The following is a 16926-nucleotide window of genomic DNA, read 5'->3' as shown; positions in this document are numbered from 1 at the left end:
GCGTCAGCGTCGGGGGTTTCCAGCCAAAGGAGCACCCCTTCATGCCACAGGCACCCCTGCACCCCAAGCTCGAACGCGCGACGGATGATTTCATCAGCCAGATACTGCCTGATTGGTTGAGGCGGGCCAGCGCCTCACAAATCATGGCGCTGCGCGATGCCTATAGCGCCTACCTCACAAGCCAGGCTGAAATGTCGGCTGTACTCCGGCAGTTGCAGCCGATCGATGCGTTTGCCCGCCGCTTGCTGACGCAGGGCCTTCACCGGGAAGGCGGCGCGCTGCTGGATCTTGACCGCTTGGAATGGCGCGAGCAGCGGCGCAGGTTCAAGGTCGAGCCAGGAAAATTGCCCACGGATGAGTCCTACTTCGTGAGGGTGCCGGCATTGCAGAGGTTGATGCAAAACTTTGCCAGCGGCGAATCCTTTTATCTGGAGACGGCACTGGTATACCCCGCAGACCCCGCTACCGACGTGCCGGAACGGGTGGCCCTCGATGATGCGGCACGGATTGTAGAGGCCTGCCGCAGTACCGATGTGGGCGCACGCTACCAGGAACACCTGGCCCGGTTGTTCACCCCTGCCTTTGAGCAGACGCTGGCCACCAGCCTGCGCCGAACCCTGGCCTTGCAACTGGAGATAGCCGCCACCCGCGGGCTTCTGCCAGCAGAGGATGTACAGATAGTGCGCGATATAGTGGCAGGCCGCAGAACTGCCCTTTCAAACGGCCGCACCGTGCGCTGCGGCCCGTTGCAGGTGCTGGGTTGCACGGTGCACGGGGCACTGGTGGTTGAGGTTGCCAACCACAACCAGCGGTATGCCGGCAGTGTGCAACTGGTGCTGTCGGACGATGCCCACGCTGCCTTCCGGCACTTGGTCTCCTGGCGTGTGGTGAACTTCGAGCTGGTCGAGATGTTCAAGGATCCCGCTCGGTATGCGGCGCTGGTGGAACGCATTGCATTACATGAGCGGGCAGGGTTCGTCGCCACCCTGGCCAAGCGGCTGGCCGATGATGAACCTGACCTGGAGCCGACCTTCGCCAACTTGCCGCAGGGACGGTTCGAAGGCCTGGCGTTACAGCAGTTGCAACGGATTCGCGAGGATGCGCGGTTCCTGGCGGTGCCCACCGCTGATGCCGATTCCAGCCAGACGCTGGCACGTGAGCACGCGTTGGCGTCGGCAGGGCTGGCACTGCTCAACCTGGCGGGGTTGTTCGTGCCGACGGTTGGCGCATTGCTGCTTGCCGACATGGTCGTGCAGACCTTGTCGGAGGTTTACGAAGGGGCCAGGCACTGGAGCCTGGGCCATCAGCATGAGGCTATCGAGCATTTGCTGGGGGTGGCGGAGAACCTGGCGGTAACGGCGGCGGTTGCCGGTGGCGCCACGGTGGTGGCGCGTGGCTTCGTGCGCAGTACTTTTGTCGATGGCCTGGAGCCCGTCACCAACGATGCAGGGCAGCAACGGCTTTGGTCTAACGACCTGACGCGTTACCAGAGCGCGCGGCCGAGCGGAACGCTGCGCGAACTGAACAATGGCCTGCTGAGCGATGGGGTTCGGCACTGGTGGTACCACGACGGTAGCTACTGGCGGGTACGGGCGCAGGGTGAGCATGGCCCTTGGCGCTTGCAGGACGTCACCGATGACACGGCCTTCGGCCCTGCCCTGGAGTGGAACGCTGAAGCCTCCTGGCAACTGGCCAGCGAACGGCCGCTGGAATGGCAAGGCGCCCAGAGGCTGCTGCAGCGCCTGTGGCCTGCATCATCATTGGGCTCGGCGCGCGTTGCGCAGGTGCTCAGGGTTGCCGACGTATCCGAGGAGCATTTGCGTGGCTTGCTGGTGGAGAAGCGTCCGATGCCGGTTGTGTTACGTGACACGTTGGAGCGCTTTGCTGCAGGTGAAAGAATCGAGCGTTTCTTCGCCCAGGTGGGCAGTGCGGACGGTCAGCTGTGGCAATGGTGCCTGGACGCCCTTGGCCTGCAAGCGCTGCCGCGGGATGAGCAGGTGGTGCAGGTTACCCGGCATGCGGCCAGCCTGCGCCCACGGCTGCTGGACTACCTGGGCTGCCGCTATCTGGAGGCAGACGCCCAGGCCTGGCTCATACGCCGCGATTTTCCGGGCTTACCTGACGCCTACGTGTTGGAGGTTCTGCGGCATATCTCGACCGAGCAGCGGGTCATCCTGCGCACCCAGGCGCGCCTGCCGTTGGCGGTGGCGCAGCAGGCCCGCGAGCTGTTGCAGGTGGCCAGGCTGACGCGCATGCGTGAAGGGCTGTTTCTGGCTGGCAGCCATCACCCCGGCCTGGACGAGTTGGTGTTCAGCCTGTTGCGCGAGCATGCCAAGTGGCCGGCAACAGCGCAGGTGGAGCTGCGTGAGGGGTCGCTTGCGGGTCGTCGGCTGGCGCAACTGCCTGGGCCGGAACAAACCGCCGCCAACGTGGTGATGGTCCGGCAGGAGGGCCACTACCGCCTGTATGACGTGGCCGGTACCGAGCTACAGGCCAGCGCGCAGCGGCCGCTTGAATTCTACGAAGCGCTGCTGGCCTGCCTGCCCACGGCAGACAGGCAACGCCTGGGTTGGCAGGGCGACCAGGCGTACAGTGCACTGCGCCTGGCCCTGCAACGCTGGCTACCGCAGGGGCGTGCTGCGCTGTTGAAATTACTGGGTGCCAGTGACGTTGGCGTGCCGCCAAACCCTGTTCGGCGCCTGCCCGATGGCCGGGTCGGCTACGTGCTCAGCGGCAGGGGCGCAGCGGGTAACTTCAGCCAGCGCGTGTTGCGTACCCGCATTCGAAGCCTCTATCCAGGTTTCAATGAAGAGGAAGTGGAGACCTTTCTGGAGCTGCTGCTGGAGCGGCCAGGTTCGGCGTTCTGCAATCTGTTGCTGCAGGAACAACAGTACCGCAGGTTCAGCGACGCGTTGACACGGTGGGTGGAGGGTACTCGCAACAGTGCCAGCCAGGCGGCGCGGCTGTCTGCTGCAGGCGAACTGCGACGCAGCTGGCGCCTGATCGGCGAGCGGATCGTCGACCAGCACGGCGAGTCTCAGGGCATGCGCCTGAGCCTGACGGGCGTACCCTTGCGCAGCCTGCCGGAGCTGCCCGCAGGCACCGATTTCAACCATCTTGCTGAACTGATACTCAGCGACCTGGCCGTGGAGCATGTGCCGGCCAGCTTCCTGCGCTGTTTCACCCAACTGCGCTGGTTGAACATGAGTGGCAATCGCCTGAGCGAGGTGCCTGCCGAGCTCAGGCACCTGTCGCACCTGACCAACCTCAGCCTGGCGGGCAACCAGATCCGCATGACGGCGGCGGGTGTTGCAACCCTCGGCAGCCTGACGCGCCTGCGTGTCCTCGATCTGAATCACAACCCCCTGGGCGCCATTGCGCTGCAGTTGGACACCTTGGGGCGCCTGCGCGAGCTGCACATGCGCGGCGCCAACTTGCAGACGGTACCTGCGCAGTTGCACCGCTGCCGTTTGCTGGAGCTCGCGGATTTGCGCGACAACCATATCGGTGCACTGCCAGAGCCGCTGCTGGAAGCGCCTGAGGGGTTGCGGCTGGCGGTGCAATTATCGGGTAACCCGCTGTCGAATGCCGTCAGGCAGCGCATGCGGGCCGCAGGCGCAGTGGAGGCTGCCGTTGACGAGCCTTTGCTGGCCATCGCCACCGCACGCGAGCGTTGGCTGGCGTTGGTCGCTGCGCCGCAGCGGGGTTTCAGTGAGGCCCGGTGGGATGGCGTTCAGCGTGAAGAAGGCAGCGATGCGTTCTTCCGGTTGCTGACGGAGCTGACCGACACGCGCGATTATCAGGTCATTCCCGATGACCTGGGGCGGCGTGTGTGGCGCATGCTGGAGGCGATGCAGAACGACACGGTGTTGCGCGAAGAACTGTTCAACCTGGCTGCCGACCCGCGAACCTGTGCCGACAGCGTCGCGAGCTGTTTCAGTGCCTTGGAAGTGCGCTTGTATCTGCGCCAGTCATTGCAACAGGCTGAACCCGTGGCCGCACGGCTCACCCGATTGCGTGTGGCCAGGCAGTTGTTTCGTCTGGAACAGGTGGAGCGCCTGGCCCGAGAGGATGTGAAGGCGCGCCTGGCGCAAGGGCAGCATGTCGATGAAGTCGAGGTCAGCCTGGCGTATCGCACCGGCCTGGCTCAAGAGCTGGACCTGCCAGGGCAGCCGAGAACGATGCAGTTCGAGACCATCGCCGCCGTCAGCCGGCAGCAACTGGCTGCAGCGGCTGCAACGGTGCGTGAAGCGGAGGCTACCGAGCAGTTGCCCCGCTTCATCGCGCAACGTGATTTCTGGCAGGAGTACCTACGGCGCGAACAACCAGCAGCGTTCAATGCCGTGGAAGCGCCTTACTGGGGCCGCATGGAGGGGCTGAGCACGGAGGCGGCCAATGAAGGCGCCTACCTGCGCGATTTCGACAGGCTGGCGCAAGAGCGCAAGGCGGCGATCGAAGCGTTGCTGTTGCGTTTGACCCGCGAGGCGATGGACCTGCCCATGGGGTCGGGCAGTAGGACTGAGCGCGCTTCGGGGTGACTGCCGGGCGTTGGCGGCAGGCGATCGTTTCCTGCTGCCATCGCCGCTGGCGAAGGCGGCACAGTCGGGGGTCATGATCCCCGTCAAGGAACACTGACATGCCCTCGCAACCTGTAAAACCCTGGCTCCAACACCCGGTAGAGCGCTTCATTGCCAACCGCTTGCCTGATTGGCTCAGCAAGGCCAGCCCTGTCGGCCTTGCTGCGCTGCAGTCTGCACTGGATGCGCACCTCGCCAGCCAGCGCACACTCAGCAGTGCTACCGAACACCTGCAGCCACTGATGGCGTTTGCCGAGGCGCGCCTGAACGGTGCCCTGGGCCTTGGTGTACCGCTTGATCGGCTGACCTGGCGTGAAGAGCGCCGGCGCCTGCGTGTGGACCTTGGCGGCATCCGCCAGTTCGAATCGTACTTCGTCAGGGTGCCTGCGCTGGAAAAGCTGTTACAGAACTTCAAGCCCAGGGAGTCGTTCTTCGAGCAGACCGCGCTGGTACGGCCGCCCATTGCGCCCGAGCGTGAAGAACAAGCCCTGCCTGCAACTATCGACGCGGTCGTGGCCGCTTGCCGGGAAGCCGATATCGGCAAGGCCTACCAGGGGCATCTGGCAGCGATCATGAACGCGGCCTTTGAACGCGACCTGGCCTTGGACAAGCGCCTGGAACTGGCGCTGGCTACAGAAATTGCCACCCTCAAAGGGCAGCTCAAGATCAATGAAGTGCGGATGCTGCGCCAACTGGGTCGTGGCGACACCCCTACGCACCCGGGCAGCCATTATGTACGGGTGGGCGGGCTGCAGGTGCTGGGTTGCCGGGTGGACGGCGCCTTGGTCATTGAACTGCTCGATTCGTGGTCGATTGCGGTCAGTGGGGCGGGGCGGTTGCTGATGCTCAAAGGGGTGCTGTTGTACCTGCCGGATGATCAGGCTCGGCCACTGCAGTACTACCCTGACTGGCCCACCGCCAACCGCGCACTGGTTGCGGCAATGGCTGCTCCCCAGTACCGCAGCGCGTTTGCACGGCGGATTGCGCTCAGCGAGCGTGCCGGTTACCAGGCGTTGCTCGCCACACGCCTGCTAGACGACGAACCTGATCTGCAACCGCGCAGGCTCTCGACGTCGACGCCCATCTTCGAGCAGATGGCCGCCTGGCACATTCAGCGCATCAAGGCCGATGCCCAATACCTGGCGGTGCCCACCGAACAGGCTGATAGCGAAGCTGCGGCTGAGCGGTTGCGTGCCCTGGAGGGCGTCGGCGAGGTGTTGCTCAACCTGGCCGGGTTGTTCGTGCCGGTGGTTGGCACGCTGTTGATGGCCGACATGGCAAGGCAACTGCTGGGGCAGGTGTTCGAAGGTTTCAGTGACTGGAGCCAGGGCCATCAGCACGAAGCCTTGCAGCACATGATGCAGGTGGCCACCTCGCTGGCGGTCAACGGCGCTGTGCTTGGCGGGGCCTATGCCTTGCACAGCGCCTTTGTCGGGCAACTGCACCCGGTGACCAACGAGGCGGGCCAGGCACGCTTGTGGCACGATGACCTGGCCCCTTACCGCCAGGCGCTGCCAGCAGCGCCATTGACCACGCTGGAGAACGGTCTGTTGACCGATGGCAGCGGCCATTGGTGGCGTTGCGATGAGGCATTGTACAGCGTGCGCGAGGATCGCAACGGTACCTGGCGGTTGTTGCACCGGGAGGGTCCCGATGTTTACGGGCCAGCCTTGCAAACCAATGGCGAGCGCGCCTGGCGCCTGGTGACCGAACGGCCATTGGAATGGCAGGGCACTGCACGTCTGCTGGCGCGATTGTGGCCGGCCGCACAGTCACTTGCCCCAGAGCGATTGACGCAGATACTGAAAGTGGCCGATGTCGACGAGGCTTTTCTGCGCGGTTTGCTGGTTGAGGAGCGGCCCCTTCCGGTTCAGCTGCGCGACACCCTCGAGCGGTTTGCGGTGGATGCCAGGATCGTAACGTTTTTCCAGCAGCTCGATACCACCGTGAACGATACCGAGCTGTTGCAGTGGTGCGTGCATGAGCTGGATATAGACGCGGATACGCTGCCTGCCCAGCTCGCGCAGATCGCGTTGCATGCGCAGAGCCTGCGCGAAGGGATGTTCGAGTATTTCTCGTGTTGCCACCTCGGTGCAGACACTTTGCAAAGCCTGCTGGCGCGCGACTATCCCGGCTTGCCGCACGCCTACACGCTCGACGTGCTGAGCCACGCCAGCGATGCCATGCGGGCGCAGATGGAAAGCACCGGCCGGGTCCCCCTGGGCTTGGCGCAACAGGCCCGTGCCTCGTTGCAACTGGCCCGCCTGACAAGGGCGCGCGAGGCGTTCTACCTGCGCTGCAGCTATCACCCCGATGCGGTCGCGCTGGCGTTTGCCCTGCTGCGTCGGCAGGGGTCTGCGCAAAGCATGCTCAACCTTGAGTTGCGGGACCGCTCAGTGTTCGGCCCTTTGCAGGAACGGTTGCTGCCCCAGGCGGGCAGCCAGCAGACGCTGGTCATGGTCTGGCGCGACGGGGCCTTTACCCTGTATGACGAACAGGGCCTGCCTGCCGAACGGGAGGTGGCAGAACCCGCTGGGCTGTTTGAGGTCCTGGCGGCGTGCCTGCCGAGCGCGTCTCGCCAGCGCCTGGGTACCACGGGTGGGGCTGCTGCCGACAGCTTGCGCCTGGCCCTGCAAGGCGCGATACCTGAGCGTTCCTCGGACCTGCTGAAGCTGCTTGGGTGGCGTGAAGCGCGGGCGCTGGGCACCTCGATGCGACGCTTGCCTGACGGGCGCCTGGGTTACCTGCTCGGCGGCGGCGCCAGCAGACTACCTTCCGCATCGTCAATCGAGCAGATATTGCGCAACCGCCTGCGTGGGCTTTACCCGTCGTTCAGTGATGACGATGTCGATCGTTACCTGGGGATCATGGCGGAGATCGACGGCTCGCCCTTCGACAGCCTGTTGTTGCAGGAACAGGAATTCCGGCGCCTTAACGAAGAGCTGCAGCGCTGGATGTTCCGCGTCATGGGCCCGGCCCGGCATGCGCGCCGGCGGTTGGCCTCTGCATTGCTCCGCGCCTGGCGGCTGGAAGGTGAGCGGGTGTTCGATGCGCAAAACAACCCGGTCGGCCTGCGGCTGCACGTGGCTGACATGGCGGTAGGGGAGTTGCCGACGTTGCCGCAGGGCAGCAGCTTTGGCCATGTGGCGGAACTGACACTGGCAGGTTTGCACGTTCCTGCGCTGCCCCCTGGTTTCCTGGGCTGCTTCCGGCACCTGCGCACGCTCGACCTGAGCGACAATGCCCTGCGTGAGCTACCTGAGGGCCTTGAAGAGATGCCCGAGCTGACCCAGCTGATACTGCGCAACAACAACATCCGCCCCAGCGCCGGGCAAGTGGCTGCGTTGTTGCGCTGCGTCAATTTGCGCCGACTGGACCTGAACGACAACCCGCTGGGCGCTCTACAGTTGGATGTATCGGGGCTGCACCGGCTGCAGCGGCTGCGCTTGCGGCGTACCGGGCTGACCAGCATGCCTTCAGGCCTGCAATGGTGCGCGCGCCTGGAGTATGCCGATCTGCGCGACAACCAGATTGCCGAGCTGCCCCAGGCATTGCTCGACGCCCCGGCCGCGGTGAGGCAAGTCGTGGACGTGGAAGGCAACGCGCTGCCCACTGCGTTGCGCGAGCAACTGTATGCACCTGAAATCGTGCCCGTCCCGCTCATGCTTGGCGAAGGTGCAGAAGCGCAGGCCATGCACGCATGGCTGGGCACGCGCGCAGAGGCTGACCAGGCCGTGGGCCGCGAGCAGTGGCAGGCCTTGCGCAGTGAACCGGGCAGTGATGCATTCTTCGAACTGCTGGTGGGCATGACCCAGAGTGCCGAGTTCCGCCTTGCGCCTGAACAATTAGGCGCCAGGGTGTGGACCCTGGTCGAGGCGCTGTCGGTGGACCGCGACCTGCGCGAAGCCTTGTTCGCGCTGGCCGACGAACCACGTGCCTGCGCCGACAATCTCGCCAATTGCTTCAGCAACCTGGAGGTCCGGTACCAGGTACTGCACGCCACCCAGGGCGGTGAGCCTGTGGCTACCCGTGATGCGCGGCTGTTGCTGGCACGGCGCCTGTACCGCCTTGACACCGTACTGGCACTGGCCAGGGCGGACATCAACAGCCGCTACGCGGATGGCCGTTGGCAGCGCGGCGATCATGCCGAAGAGGAAGTCGAGGTCAGCCTGGCCTACCGCACAGGGCTGGCTGAACGCTTGAACCTGATCGGCCAGCCACGGTACATGCTGTTCGGTGCGTTGGCCGTGGTCTCTGAAGCCGACCTGGAGCGTGCCTGCAACGCAGTGCTGGCAGGGGAGGCGAGTGAAGACATCACGCGCTACATCAGCCAGCGGGACTTCTGGATTGAGGTGTTGCGCGCCGAACACCCACAGGACTTCGCCCTGATCCAGCAGCAATTCGAGCAGGCCATGGAGGCGCTGGAAGAGCGTATGCAGCAGTTGGGCAGTGGTGCCTACGACGCCCAGGCCCGAACACTGATGCGCGACCGCCAGGAGGCGCTGGAAGCATTGGCCCTGCGCTTGACCCGGGAACGCCTGAACAGGGCTTGACCCGCCGCAGGGTAGCGCGCGAGCGCATTGCACGGCCTGCGCACGGCCAAACCGGTCACCCAGATTGACAGCTTTGGCCATTGCCGCGGGTGACGCGCGGCGCGAACATCGTCGGACCGATGGTTAACTCCAAAAACAACAAACCAGGAGTCCGACGATGCGTGATTACGCCGAGGCTGTCCGCCTGTTCGAGCTTGGCAACACCGTAGCTGGGGCACTGCACGGCAACCTCGAAACCCTTAACGCGTGTGTCGAGTGCTGTGACCGCCACCTAGGCCATGGCAAGGTGGCACTGCTGCATGTCGATCGCGATGGCCACACTGCCCGCTACAGCTTCGAGCAATTGCACATGCTGGCCGCCCGGTTCGCCAATGTGCTCAAGGCGCAAGGCGTGCAGGCGGGCGACAGGGTGGCGGGGCTGTTGCCACGCACCCCCGAGTTGCTGGTCAGCATCCTGGCCACCTGGCGCATCGGGGCGGTGTACCAGCCCTTGTTCACCGCCTTCGGGCCCAAGGCCATCGAGCACCGTCTTGAACAGTCCCGCGCCCGTGTCGTTGTCACAGACAGCGTCAACCGGGGCAAGCTGGACGATGTACACGCCTGCCCGACGGTCATCACGGTGAACGCCCGCAGTGGCGAACTGGATTTCCAGCAGTGCCTGGCCGGCGCCGCGCCTGAATGCGAGCCTGTGATGCGCTCGGGCGACGACCCGTTCCTGCTGATGTTCACGTCCGGTACCACCGGCCCGGCCAAGCCGCTGGAAGTACCGTTGCGTGCCATCGTCGCCTTCCAGGGCTACATGCGCGATGCCATCGACCTGCGCCGCGAAGACAACTTCTGGAACCTGGCCGACCCCGGCTGGGCCTATGGCTTGTACTACGCCGTCACCGGGCCGCTGTCCCTGGGGCATGCCACCACCTTCTACGATGGCCCGTTCAGTGTCGAAAGCTGTGTGCGGGTGATCGAAACGCTGGGCATCACCAACCTGGCCGGGTCGCCCACCGCTTACCGTTTGCTGATCGCGGCCGGCGATGCCTTCGCGGCACCTATCAAAGGCCGCCTGCGCGTTGTCAGCAGTGCCGGTGAGCCGCTGAACCCGGAAGTGATTCGCTGGTTTGCCGACGAATTGGGGGTGACCATCCACGACCACTACGGGCAGACCGAACTGGGCATGGTGCTGTGCAACCATCATGGCCTGCAGCACCCGGTGCACCCGGGCTCGGCCGGCTTCGCCATCCCGGGCCATCGGATCGTGGTGCTGGACGAGCAGGGGCGCGAGCTGCCGGCCGGCGAGCCAGGCATTCTCGCGGTCGACCGCGAGCGGTCGCCGCTATGCTGGTTCGCTGGCTACCAGGGTTTGCCGACCAAGGCCTTTGTCGGCAAGTACTACCTGAGCGGCGATACTGTCGAGTTGAACCGCAACGGCAGCATCAGCTTCGTCGGGCGTAGTGACGATGTGATCACCACCTCTGGTTACCGTGTTGGCCCTTTCGACGTGGAAAGCGCGTTGATCGAACACCCGGCAGTGATCGAGGCTGCGGTGATCGGCAAGCCGGATCCGGAGCGCACCGAGTTGATCAAGGCGTTCGTGGTGTTGGCCAGCGGCTATCACGGCACCCCCGAACTTCAAGAGGCATTGCGTCAGCATGTGCGTCAGCGCCTGTACGCGCACGCCTACCCCCGCGAAATCGAATTCGTCAGCGACCTGCCCAAGACCCCGAGCGGCAAGCTGCAACGCTTCATCCTGCGCAACCAGGAAGTCGCCAAACAACAAGCGCCGCAGGCCACCCCTGCCAGCGCCTGAAAGGAAAACCGACCATGCAAATAGCGAACAAACACTTCATCGTCAGCGGCGCGGCATCCGGGCTGGGCGCTGCCACTGCGCAGATGCTGATGGAGGCGGGTGCCAAGGTCATGCTGGTTGACCTCAATGCCCAGGCCGTTGAGGCCAAGGCGCGTGAACTGGGCGAGCATGCCCGTTTCGCGGTGGCTGACATCAGCGACGAGCAGGCTGCCCAGGCAGCAGTCGATGCAACCGTCAGTGCGTTCGGTAGCCTCCACGGGCTGATCAACTGCGCCGGTATCGTAGGCGCCGAGAAAGTGCTGGGCAAACAGGGGCCGCATGGCCTGGCCAGCTTCGCCAAGGTGATCAACGTCAACCTGGTCGGCAGCTTCAACCTGCTGCGCCTGGCTGCCGCCGCCATGGCTGAAGGCGTTGCCGGCGAGGATGGCGAGCGTGGCGTGATCATCAACACCGCCTCCATCGCGGCGTATGATGGCCAGATCGGCCAGGCGGCCTATGCCGCGTCCAAGGGCGCCATCGCCAGCCTGACCTTGCCGGTAGCCCGCGAACTGGCCCGCTTCGGTATCCGTGTGATGACGATCGCCCCGGGCATCTTCGAAACACCGATGATGGCCGGCATGAGCGAAGACGTACGCGCTTCCCTCGCCGCTGGGGTGCCGTTCCCGCCACGCCTGGGCCGCCCGCAGGAATATGCCGCGCTGGCGCGGCACATCATCGAGAACAGCATGCTCAACGGTGAGGTGATCCGCCTCGACGGTGCGTTGCGCATGGCTGCTAAATAAGGAGGATGACCATGACCCTCAGCAATGACCCGATTGTGATCGTCAGCGCCGTGCGCACGCCCATGGGTGGCCTGCAAGGCGACCTCAAGAGCCTGACCGCGCCGCAACTGGGCAGTGCCGCCATCCGTGGCGCAGTCGAGCGCGCCGGCATCGATGCCGCCAGTGTCGAGCAGGTGCTGTTCGGCTGCGTCCTGCCGGCCGGCCAGGGCCAGGCCCCGGCGCGTCAGGCGGCGCTGGGTGCCGGGTTGGACAAGCACACCACCTGCACCACCCTGAACAAGATGTGCGGTTCGGGCATGCAGGCCGCGATCATGGCCCATGACCTGCTGCTGGCGGGCACCGCCGAGGTGGTGGTGGCCGGTGGCATGGAAAGCATGACCAACGCCCCCTACCTGCTGGACAAGGCCCGCGGTGGTTACCGCATGGGCCATGGCAAGATCATCGACCACATGTTCATGGATGGCCTGGAAGATGCCTACGACAAGGGCCGCCTGATGGGCACCTTTGCTGAAGACTGTGCCCAGGCCAACGGCTTCAGCCGCGAGGCCCAGGACCAGTTTGCCATCGCCTCGCTGACCCGCGCCCAGGACGCGATCAAGCGTGGCCGTTTTGCCGCCGAGATCATTCCGGTGGAGGTCACCGAGGGTAAGCAAACGCGCGTCATCAAGGACGACGAACAGCCGCCGAAGGCGCGGCTGGACAAGATTGCGCAGCTCAAACCGGCCTTCCGTGAAGGCGGTACGGTGACCGCGGCCAACGCCAGTTCGATCTCTGATGGGGCTGCGGCGCTGGTGCTGATGCGCCGCTCCCAAGCCGACAAGCGGGGGCTCAAGCCTTTGGCGGTGATTCACGGGCATTCGGCCTTCGCCGATACCCCGGCCTTGTTCCCCACTGCGCCCATCGGTGCTATCGACAAGCTGCTTGTGCGCACGGGCTGGAAACTGGCCGAGGTCGACCTGTTCGAGGTCAACGAAGCCTTCGCCGTGGTCACCCTGGCGGCCATGAAACACCTCGACCTGCCCCATGACAAGGTCAACATCCACGGTGGCGCCTGTGCCCTCGGCCACCCGATCGGGGCATCCGGGGCACGCATCCTGGTGACGTTGCTGTCGGCCCTGCGCCAGAACAACCTGCGCCGGGGTATAGCGGCCATCTGCATCGGTGGTGGCGAAGCCACGGCCATGGCGGTCGAATGCCTGTACTGAGGTGAACCATGCTGGTAACTGACGAGCAACAACAGATTTGCGACGCGGTCCGTGCTTTCGCCCAGGAGCGCCTCAAGCCGTTTGCAGAACAGTGGGACAAGGCGCACCGCTTCCCCAGGGAGGCGATCGACGAAATGGCCGAGCTGGGCCTGTTCGGCATGCTGGTGCCGGAAGCCTGGGGTGGCAGCGACACCGGCTACGTGGCCTATGCCATGGCCCTGGAGGAGATTGCTGCAGGTGATGGCGCGTGCTCGACCATCATGAGCGTACACAACTCGGTGGGCTGCATGCCGATCCTGCACTTCGGCAGCGAGCAGCAGAAAGCGCAGTTCCTGGCGCCGCTGGCCAGCGGCGCGATGCTCGGTGCCTTTGCCCTGACCGAACCCCAGGCGGGTTCTGACGCCAGCAGCCTGAAGACCCGCGCCCGTCTGGATGGCGACCATTACGTGCTCAATGGCAGTAAGCAATTCATCACTTCCGGCCAGAACGCCGGGATTGTGATCGTGTTTGCCGTAACCGACCCGGATGCCGGCAAGCGCGGCATCAGCGCCTTCATCGTGCCCACCGATTCACCCGGCTACCAGGTGGCACGGGTAGAGGACAAACTCGGCCAGCATGCTTCCGACACCTGCCAGATCGTCTTCGACAATGTGCGGGTGCCGGTGGCCAACCGGCTGGGTGCCGAGGGTGAGGGCTACAAGATCGCCCTGGCCAACCTTGAAGGTGGCCGTATCGGTATTGCTTCCCAGGCGGTGGGCATGGCCCGGGCCGCGTTTGAAGTGGCGCGTGACTACGCCAACGAGCGGCAAAGCTTCGGCAAGGCGTTGGTCGAGCACCAGGCGGTGGCGTTCCGCCTGGCTGATATGGCGACCCAGATCGCGGTGGCCCGGCAGATGGTGTTGCACGCCGCTGCGCTACGCGATGCCGGGCGCCCAGCCCTGGTGGAAGCATCAATGGCCAAGCTGTTTGCCTCGGAAATGGCCGAAAAGGTCTGTTCGCACGCCTTGCAGACCCTGGGCGGTTATGGCTATCTGAGCGACTTCCCCCTGGAGCGGATTTACCGCGACGTTCGGGTTTGCCAGATTTACGAAGGCACCAGCGACATTCAGCGCATGGTCATTGCGCGCAACCTATGAAGGAGCAGATTGCATGGCATTCGAAACCATCCTGTTGGATATCCACGGCAAGGTCGGCCTGATCACCCTCAACCGGCCGCAGGCGCTGAACGCGCTGAACGCGCAGATCGTCGGCGAAATCAACCAGGCCCTCGATCAGCTGGAGCGCGATGCCAATATCGGCTGTGTGGTGCTGACCGGCTCGGCTAAGGCGTTTGCCGCGGGTGCCGACATCAAGGAAATGGCCGAGCTGCAATACCCGCAGATCTACGTCGATGACCTGTTCAGCGATGCCGACCGCATCGCCAACCGCCGCAAACCGATCATTGCTGCGGTGTCCGGCTTTGCCCTGGGCGGCGGCTGTGAGCTGGCGATGATGTGCGATTTCATCCTCGCCGCCGACAATGCCAAATTCGGCCAACCGGAAATCAACCTTGGCGTACTGCCGGGCATGGGCGGCACGCAGCGCCTGACACGGGCGGTGGGCAAGGCCAAGGCGATGGAGCTGTGCCTGACCGGCCGCCTGATGGGCGCTGAAGAGGCGGAGCGGGCCGGGCTGGTGGCGCGGATCGTGCCGCAGGCCGACCTGGTGGAGGAGGCACTGAAAGTTGCGGCGACCATCGCCAGCAAGTCGATTCCGGTGAGCATGATGTTGAAGGAAAGCGTCAACCGGGCGTTTGAAGTTACCCTCAGCGAGGGTGTGCGGTTTGAACGCCGTGTATTCCACGCGGCTTTCGCCACCGAAGACCAGAAAGAAGGCATGGCCGCTTTCATTGCCAAGCGTGAGGCACAGTTCAACGACCGTTGATTGAAGTGGGTGACCAACTGTTCGCGCCTGGGCGGCTTCGCTCCGCTCGGCGCGCAACCCATCTGGGCGCTGGCCCCAGCTGCCAGCTCGACACCGACCAGCGGATTCTGGTGCCGGAAAGCAAATTCGCAGCCTTTTGCAGTTGCTCCACGCGACGTGGCGCCTTAGACTGCCGCCCCCTGTAAAAGAGTGCCGATTGGCGCTTGAAGAATTCCGTTGCCGATGCCGAGGCGTCGGCGGCACCTGAATCGCCCAAATGCACATTTTTTCATAGAGAAATCGATGACCAAGGAACAGTTGCTGGCCATGTCGGCCGATGACTACATGAACGCCGACCAGCTCGCCTTCTTCACTGAGCTGCTGCAGGCGATGAAAGTCGAAACCCATGAACGCATCGAGCTCAGCCGCACCACCATCGAAGGCCTGGACACGCCGTCGGACCCAGCCGACGTGGCTTCGGTCGAAGAAGAGCGCAGCTGGCTGGTGAATGCCATCGACCGCGACCAGCGCCTGCTGCCTCAGCTGGAAATGGCCCTGGACCGTATTGCCGACGAAAGCTTCGGCTGGTGCGACGACAGCGGTGAGCCCATCGGCCTGAAGCGTCTGCTGATCAGCCCGACCACCAAATACTGCATCGAAGCCCAAGAGCGCCACGAGCAGCTCGACCGCCACCAGCGCCAGGTGTAACCCCTCGCGCGGTGCCGAGCCCCACGGAGCGATCCCTGGGGCTTTTTGCGTTTGTTGACGCCCCGTTTTTGTTGCTGCAGGCGTAACACAGCTGTACCGGGCGGCGCTGTTTCATCCTTGGGCGCAGGCGTATCATGGCTATATCGTTAGGGTGCTACTTAAATTCCGGAGGGAATGATGTATAGCCGAGTCGATGTGGCCGTGATGATCGGTTCAAGTGTGCCCGCCACAATGCAGGCACTGGGCAGGCGTGTCTGCTGGGTGGTGCTGGTCAACGGTGAGCGGCGCGGTACCGCTTTTGCCACGCGCGAGGAAGCGTTGGAGTGCCAGGTTGCCTGGCAGCAACAACTGAAGAAAGGGCTCGCCGCCTGAAAATGTTGTTTGCCTCTCGACGGGTTTCAGTGTTTTCGGGCATATTTGTCCTACAGTAATGCGCACCAGGGTTTGCCTTCTTGCAGGCTCACGCCCTGGCCGTGTTTTCTGGCGAGTGATCTCAGGCATCACGTTTCCCGTGCCGGGAATGGGCCAAACGCCTTCGGTTGAAGGCGAATCTGGCAAACCAGAGTAAAGTTTCCTGCGCGCTGCATCGTCGGCGGGCACAGACATTTCGTATATCGCTTTATTACTCTTTTCGCCTATTGATAAGACAGGGCCGTGCCTCCCCGAGCTTGGGTGAGGGCGGGTTGTAACCGGTTGAGGATTACTTCATTGGCAGTCAGCACACTTGATACCCATGCGTTGTTCGCCCTCGGCGACTTGCGCGGTAAATTGGCCCAACTGTTCCAGGGCCGCTTCATTTATGTAACCGAACAGAATCCCGAAGGCCTGTACATGGCCGAAATCGACACAGAAAGTGCGTTGGTGGTAGACGATAAACAGCGCCTGGAACTGAAAGTTGGCGACCATTTCCGCGCTGCCGTATTGCCCAGCCGCGAAGGCGGCAAGTTGGAAATGCGCTTCCGGGAAATCAAGTTGAATGTCTATGGCGTGGGTGATTACGCTTTCGTTTCCGTGCCGGAAGGCGAGGGCATCGTGTTTCGCGAAGGCCAAGGGGTCATGTTGGTATTCGCCGCGCAGCAACAGATACAGGAAGGCCTGGGCAAGTTGCTGAAGGCGGTAACCGGCAAAGTTGCCAAATGGCGCAAGGGCGAGCTGACCACCTTCAAGGCCAGTGAATGACTGCAACTGATGATGCGCCCGCCAGCCGGGCGGAGTTTCATCGGCAGCATCATGCGGCTGCCGTAGCCGAGGCGCAGCGTATGCTGGCCCGGCGCGATGCATTGCAAGGAGCCTGGTTGAACTGGGTGGCGGCAGAGCTGTACAGGCTCGGCCCGCCACCTTACGCCGCCATGGTGCGCCGCGAGTTGCAGCGCCTGAGCCAGGTGTGAGGCGGCA

At 64.0% G+C, this 16926-nt stretch carries 11 protein-coding genes; all 11 read left to right on the top strand.

The genetic code is table 11. The features are described 5' to 3' along the window. Positions 1-41: 41 nt before the first annotated feature. The 11 genes from EGJ22_RS26760 to EGJ22_RS00085 all read left to right on the top strand — a co-directional run bounded on the left by EGJ22_RS26760 (position 42) and on the right by EGJ22_RS00085 (position 16919). Positions 42-4538 (top strand): NEL-type E3 ubiquitin ligase domain-containing protein, encoded by a 4497-nt coding sequence (locus tag EGJ22_RS26760; protein ID WP_064314416.1) that lies wholly within the window; start codon positions 42-44, stop codon positions 4536-4538. 98 nt (positions 4539-4636) lie between these two features. Beyond that, entirely contained in the window at positions 4637-9130 is a 4494-nt protein-coding gene (locus EGJ22_RS00130; RefSeq protein WP_029885270.1) for an NEL-type E3 ubiquitin ligase domain-containing protein, read from the top strand. Between the two features lie 157 nt (positions 9131-9287). Beyond that, a complete protein-coding gene (locus EGJ22_RS00125) occupies positions 9288-10934 on the top strand; it encodes an AMP-binding protein (protein WP_029885269.1) in 1647 nt (548 codons plus the stop codon). Positions 10935-10948: 14 nt separating this feature from the next. After that, complete coding sequence (locus EGJ22_RS00120; protein ID WP_029885268.1) at positions 10949-11716, top strand: SDR family NAD(P)-dependent oxidoreductase; 768 nt, start codon at positions 10949-10951, stop codon at positions 11714-11716. An 11-nt stretch (positions 11717-11727) separates the two neighbouring features. After that, positions 11728-12921: an acetyl-CoA C-acyltransferase gene (locus EGJ22_RS00115; protein ID WP_009684177.1), complete on the top strand. Its 1194-nt coding sequence runs from the start codon at positions 11728-11730 to the stop codon at positions 12919-12921. Between the two features lie 8 nt (positions 12922-12929). Then, a complete protein-coding gene (locus tag EGJ22_RS00110; protein WP_029885267.1) occupies positions 12930-14057 on the top strand; it encodes an acyl-CoA dehydrogenase in 1128 nt (375 codons plus the stop codon). Positions 14058-14070: 13 nt separating this feature from the next. Beyond that, positions 14071-14844 carry an enoyl-CoA hydratase gene (locus tag EGJ22_RS00105; RefSeq protein WP_029885266.1) on the top strand — a complete coding sequence of 258 codons (774 nt, stop codon included), beginning with the start codon at positions 14071-14073 and terminating at the stop codon, positions 14842-14844. A 282-nt stretch (positions 14845-15126) separates the two neighbouring features. Next, positions 15127-15531: a TraR/DksA family transcriptional regulator gene (locus EGJ22_RS00100; RefSeq protein ID WP_003250099.1), complete on the top strand. Its 405-nt coding sequence runs from the start codon at positions 15127-15129 to the stop codon at positions 15529-15531. Between the two features lie 177 nt (positions 15532-15708). Next, complete coding sequence (locus EGJ22_RS00095; protein WP_029885265.1) at positions 15709-15903, top strand: hypothetical protein; 195 nt, start codon at positions 15709-15711, stop codon at positions 15901-15903. A gap of 336 nt (positions 15904-16239) precedes the next feature. Further along, positions 16240-16710 carry a hypothetical protein gene (locus EGJ22_RS00090; RefSeq protein WP_033744322.1) on the top strand — a complete coding sequence of 157 codons (471 nt, stop codon included), beginning with the start codon at positions 16240-16242 and terminating at the stop codon, positions 16708-16710. Continuing rightward, complete coding sequence (locus EGJ22_RS00085) at positions 16707-16919, top strand: hypothetical protein (RefSeq protein ID WP_029885263.1); 213 nt, start codon at positions 16707-16709, stop codon at positions 16917-16919. Before EGJ22_RS00090 ends, EGJ22_RS00085 begins: the two co-directional genes overlap by 4 nt. Positions 16920-16926 lie beyond the last annotated feature (7 nt).

It is taken from the genome of Pseudomonas sp. p99-361 (assembly GCF_003935475.1).
In the GTDB taxonomy this organism is placed as follows: Bacteria; Pseudomonadota; Gammaproteobacteria; order Pseudomonadales; family Pseudomonadaceae; genus Aquipseudomonas; species Aquipseudomonas juntendi.
This window is presented reverse-complemented; position numbering and strand designations above follow the sequence as displayed.

Coding starts and splice junctions, on each gene's coding strand:
- EGJ22_RS26760 (WP_064314416.1), top strand. CDS start 42: ATGCCACAGGCACCCCTGCACCCCAAGCTCGAACGCGCGACGGATGAT.
- EGJ22_RS00130 (WP_029885270.1), top strand. CDS start 4,637: ATGCCCTCGCAACCTGTAAAACCCTGGCTCCAACACCCGGTAGAGCGC.
- EGJ22_RS00125 (WP_029885269.1), top strand. CDS start 9,288: ATGCGTGATTACGCCGAGGCTGTCCGCCTGTTCGAGCTTGGCAACACC.
- EGJ22_RS00120 (WP_029885268.1), top strand. CDS start 10,949: ATGCAAATAGCGAACAAACACTTCATCGTCAGCGGCGCGGCATCCGGG.
- EGJ22_RS00115 (WP_009684177.1), top strand. CDS start 11,728: ATGACCCTCAGCAATGACCCGATTGTGATCGTCAGCGCCGTGCGCACG.
- EGJ22_RS00110 (WP_029885267.1), top strand. CDS start 12,930: ATGCTGGTAACTGACGAGCAACAACAGATTTGCGACGCGGTCCGTGCT.
- EGJ22_RS00105 (WP_029885266.1), top strand. CDS start 14,071: ATGGCATTCGAAACCATCCTGTTGGATATCCACGGCAAGGTCGGCCTG.
- EGJ22_RS00100 (WP_003250099.1), top strand. CDS start 15,127: ATGACCAAGGAACAGTTGCTGGCCATGTCGGCCGATGACTACATGAAC.
- EGJ22_RS00095 (WP_029885265.1), top strand. CDS start 15,709: ATGTATAGCCGAGTCGATGTGGCCGTGATGATCGGTTCAAGTGTGCCC.
- EGJ22_RS00085 (WP_029885263.1), top strand. CDS start 16,707: ATGACTGCAACTGATGATGCGCCCGCCAGCCGGGCGGAGTTTCATCGG.